Annotated in this window: 4 protein-coding genes; all 4 read right to left on the bottom strand. The window is 69.5% G+C overall.

The genetic code is table 11. From position 1 onward, the window contains the following. Positions 1 to 238: 238 nt before the first annotated feature. Positions 239 to 892 (bottom strand): 3-oxoacid CoA-transferase subunit B, encoded by a 654-nt coding sequence (locus G6028_RS02355; protein WP_182639376.1) that lies wholly within the window; start codon positions 890 to 892, stop codon positions 239 to 241. Then, a complete protein-coding gene (locus tag G6028_RS02350) occupies positions 892 to 1,668 on the bottom strand; it encodes a CoA transferase subunit A (protein ID WP_179525847.1) in 777 nt (258 codons plus the stop codon). Before G6028_RS02350 ends, G6028_RS02355 begins: the two co-directional genes overlap by 1 nt. A gap of 27 nt (positions 1,669 to 1,695) precedes the next feature. Next, the gene (locus G6028_RS02345; protein ID WP_179525848.1) at positions 1,696 to 3,345 is read right to left on the bottom strand and encodes an AMP-binding protein; all 1,650 of its coding nucleotides are present in this window, start codon (positions 3,343 to 3,345) and stop codon (positions 1,696 to 1,698) included. 84 nt (positions 3,346 to 3,429) lie between these two features. Continuing rightward, the coding region (locus G6028_RS02340; protein WP_182657932.1) for an HpcH/HpaI aldolase/citrate lyase family protein at positions 3,430 to 3,745 on the bottom strand (316 nt) is incomplete at its 5' end.

The following is a 3,745-nucleotide window of genomic DNA, read 5'->3' as shown; positions in this document are numbered from 1 at the left end:
GGCGACCAGCGCCGCCACCGCCGTGCCGCCGAGCACCACGAGGGCGAGCAGGGCGGTGTCGGGTCGCGCGGTGCCGACGGTGCTCGCGGCGAGGAGGACGAGGAGGACGACGACGACGAGGCCGACCACATACCCCAGCACCCAGGCCAACGCCGAGAGCGCCGCCCGACCCCGGACCGGTGTGGTCCAGAGTCCGGCGGCGCCGGCGGGCGGTGGCGCGATTACCGCAGCACCTCGATCACGCCAGGTCCGCGCTCACCCGGTACGGGGCTCCCGTGGCGGCGGCGACCTGCTCGAGGGTCACCCCGTCGACGATCTCCACCAGGGTCAGCCCGTCTGCGTCGCGGTCGAACACCCCGAGTTCCGTGATGATCCGGTCCACGCAGCCCAGGCCCGTGAGCGGCAGCGAGATCTCGGAGACGATCTTGGACGAGCCGTCCTTGGCCACCTGGTCCATCACCACGACGATGCGGCGGGCCCCCACCACGAGGTCCATCGCGCCGCCCATGCCCTTGACCATCGCGCCGGGCACCATCCAGTTGGCGATGTCACCGGCCGGGTTGACCTCCATCGCCCCCAGGATCGCCACGTCGATCTTGCCCGAGCGGATCATCCCGAAGCTCATCGCGGAGTCGAAGATCGACGAGCCGGGGAGCGTGGTGACGGTCTCCTTGCCGGCGTTGATCAGGTCCGGGTCGACGTCGTCCGGGTGTGGGTAGGGGCCGATCCCGAGCAGTCCGTTCTCCGACTGCAGGGTGACGTTGACGTCCTCGGGGACGTAGTTGGGCACCAGCGTCGGGAGCCCGATACCGAGGTTCACGTACTGGCCGTCCGACAGTTCGAGGGCCGCGCGGGCGGCCATCGCCTTGCGGTCGCGTCCGATCCTGCTCATCAGCGCTGTCCTTCCGAGGGCGGGTTGGTGGTGGTCTTCTCGATCCACTTGGTCTGCTCCACCTGCTGCGCGGTGAGCTCCACCAGGCGGTGCACGAAGATGCCTGGCAGGTGGATGTCGTCGGGGGCCAGCTCGCCGACCTCGACGATCTTCTCCGCCTCGACGATGCACACCCGGCCGGCCATGGCGGCCAACGGTGAGAAGTTGCGTGCGGTGAGGTTAAACCGCAGGTTGCCGCTGCGGTCCGCGACCGCAGCCCGCACCAGCGAGAAGTCGGCCTCGATGGCCTGCTCGAGCACGTAGGTCTCGCCCCGGATCTCCCGGGTCTCCTTGGGCGGCGAGGCCACCGCGACGCCGCCCTCGGAGTCGTACTTCCACGGCATCCCGCCGTCGGCCACGTAGGTGCCCACGCCGGTCCGCGTGTAGAACGCCCCGATCCCGGAGCCGCCCGCGCGCATCCGCTCGGCGAGGGTGCCCTGCGGCGTCAACTCCACCTCGAGCTCACCGGACAGGTACTGGCGGGCGAACTCCTTGTTCTCGCCCACGTACGACGAGACGATGCGCCGGAGCTTCCCGGTCTCCAGGAGCATGCCGAGGCCCTTGCCGTCGACCCCGGCGTTGTTGGAGAAGACCTCGAAGTCGCCGACGTCGCGGGACGCGAGGGCCTCGATGACGACCTGGGGGATCCCGCACAGCCCGAATCCGCCGGCGGCGATCGACGCCCCGTCCGGGATGTCCGCGACGGCCTCCGCCGCTGTCATGATCTTGCTGGACATACACGTCCTCCTTGGGTGTGTGGGCCGTCAGGCGATGCCGAGGATCTCGATCGCCGTCTTGCGCATGTCGACCTTGCGGACCTTGCCTGTGACCGTCATGGGGAACTCGTCCACCACGTGGACGTACTTCGGGATCTTGTGGCGCGCGAGCTTGCCGGTGGCGAAATCGCGGACCTCGTCGGCCGTGAGGTCGTCGCGCCCGGGCTTGAGCCGGACCCACGCCATGAGCTCCTCGCCGTACTTGGGATCCGGCACCCCGATCACCTGGGCGTCGAGGATGTCGGGGTGCGTGTAGAGGAACTCCTCGACCTCGCGCGGATAGATGTTCTCGCCGCCGCGGATCACCATGTCCTTGATCCGGCCGGTGATCTTGACGTAGCCGTCGGAGTCCATCTCCCCGATGTCCCCGGTGTGCATCCACCCGTCGGCGTCGAGGGCCTCCGCGGTCTTCTCCGGCTCGTTCCAGTACCCGATCATCACGCTGTACCCCTTGGTACAGAACTCCCCCGCCTCGCCGCGCGGCAGGGTCTCACCCGACTCCGGGTCGACGATCTTGATCTCCAGGTGCTGGCCGACCCGCCCCACGGTGGAGACGCGGCGGTCCAACGAGTCGTCGGCCCGGGTCTGGGTGGACACCGGGGAGGTCTCGGTCATGCCGTAACAGATCGAGACCTCCTCCATGTTCATCTGGTCGATCACCTGACGCATGGTCGCCTCCGGGCACGGCGACCCCGCCATGATCCCGGTCCGCAGGGACGACAGGTCGTAGGAGTCGAAGTCCTCGAGCGCGAGCTCGGCGATGAACATCGTCGGCACGCCGTACAGGCTCGTGCACTTCTCCTGCGCCACCGCCCGCAGCGAGGCGGCGGGGTCGAACGCCGGCGCGGGGATCACCATGCACGACCCGTGGGTGGTGCACGCGAGGTTGCCCATCACCATGCCGAAGCAGTGGTAGAAGGGCACCGGGATGCAGACCCGGTCCACCTCCGAGTAGTTGATCGTCTCGCCCACGAAGAACCCGTTGTTGAGGATGTTGGTGTGCGAGAGGGTGGCGCCCTTGGGGAACCCGGTCGTGCCCGACGTGTACTGGATGTTGATGGGGTCGCCGGCGCCGAGACCGGCGCGGATCCCGGCCAGCTCCTCCGCGTCGGTGGGCCCCGACATCATCGACTCCCACTCCTCGTCGCCGAACAGCACGACGACCTCGAGGTCCGGGCAGCTCGGCTGGACCTGCGAGAGCATGCCGGTGTAGTCCGAGTCCTTGAACTGGGGCGCCGCGACCACGGCCTTGATCCCGGCCTGCTTGAGCACGTACTCCAGCTCGTGGACGCGGTAGGAGGGGTTGATGTTGACCAGCACCGCCCCGATCTCGGCGGTGGCGTACTGGATCATCACCCACTCCCAGCGGTTGGGGGACCAGATCCCCACGCGATCGCCGGTCCGGATCCCGAGCCGGAGCAGGCCCGAGGCCAGGCGACGGACGTCGGCGTGGAACTCCGTGTAGGTCCACCGGCGTCCGGCCTGCACGTCGACGAGGGCGTCGCGGTCGCCGAAGCGCTCGACCGTGGCGGCCAGGTTGTCGGCGATCGTCTGCGTGAGCAGCGGGACGTCGGCGTCCCCACGGGTGTGGGACAGGGCGGGGTCCAGTGGGGTGGAATCGAGATCGGTGGTGGTCATCTCGGTGCTCCTTGAGGGTGGGATCGGACGGCCCACGAAGTGGGGGTTGCAGTGTCGGGTGGCGGCGTGTCGGGTGGCGGCGAGTCAGGTGGCGGAGGCCGCGGCGCGACGCATCGTCGCCTCGGCCTGTCGGAAGACGGGGCCGTCGACCATGCGGCCGTCCAGCCGGAAGACACCCTGGTTGCTCCGGGCGGCGTCGAGGACCTTCCGGGCCCAGGCCACCTCGTCGTCGTCGGGCGCGTAGGCCTGTCGGACCACCGCCACCTGGGACGGGTGGATGCAGGCGGTGGCCACGAACCCCAGGGCGACGGCGTCGAGCGCCTCGGCGCGCTGACCCGCCTCGTCGGCGATGTCGAGGTGGACCGAGTCCACCGCCCACCGACCGAACGCGGCCGCCGCG

Source organism: Dietzia cercidiphylli (assembly GCF_014145145.1).
GTDB classification, from domain to species: Bacteria; Actinomycetota; Actinomycetes; order Mycobacteriales; family Mycobacteriaceae; genus Dietzia; species Dietzia natronolimnaea.
The sequence above is the reverse complement of the archived record's forward strand: the minus strand, read 5'-3'. Positions and strand labels throughout refer to the sequence as shown.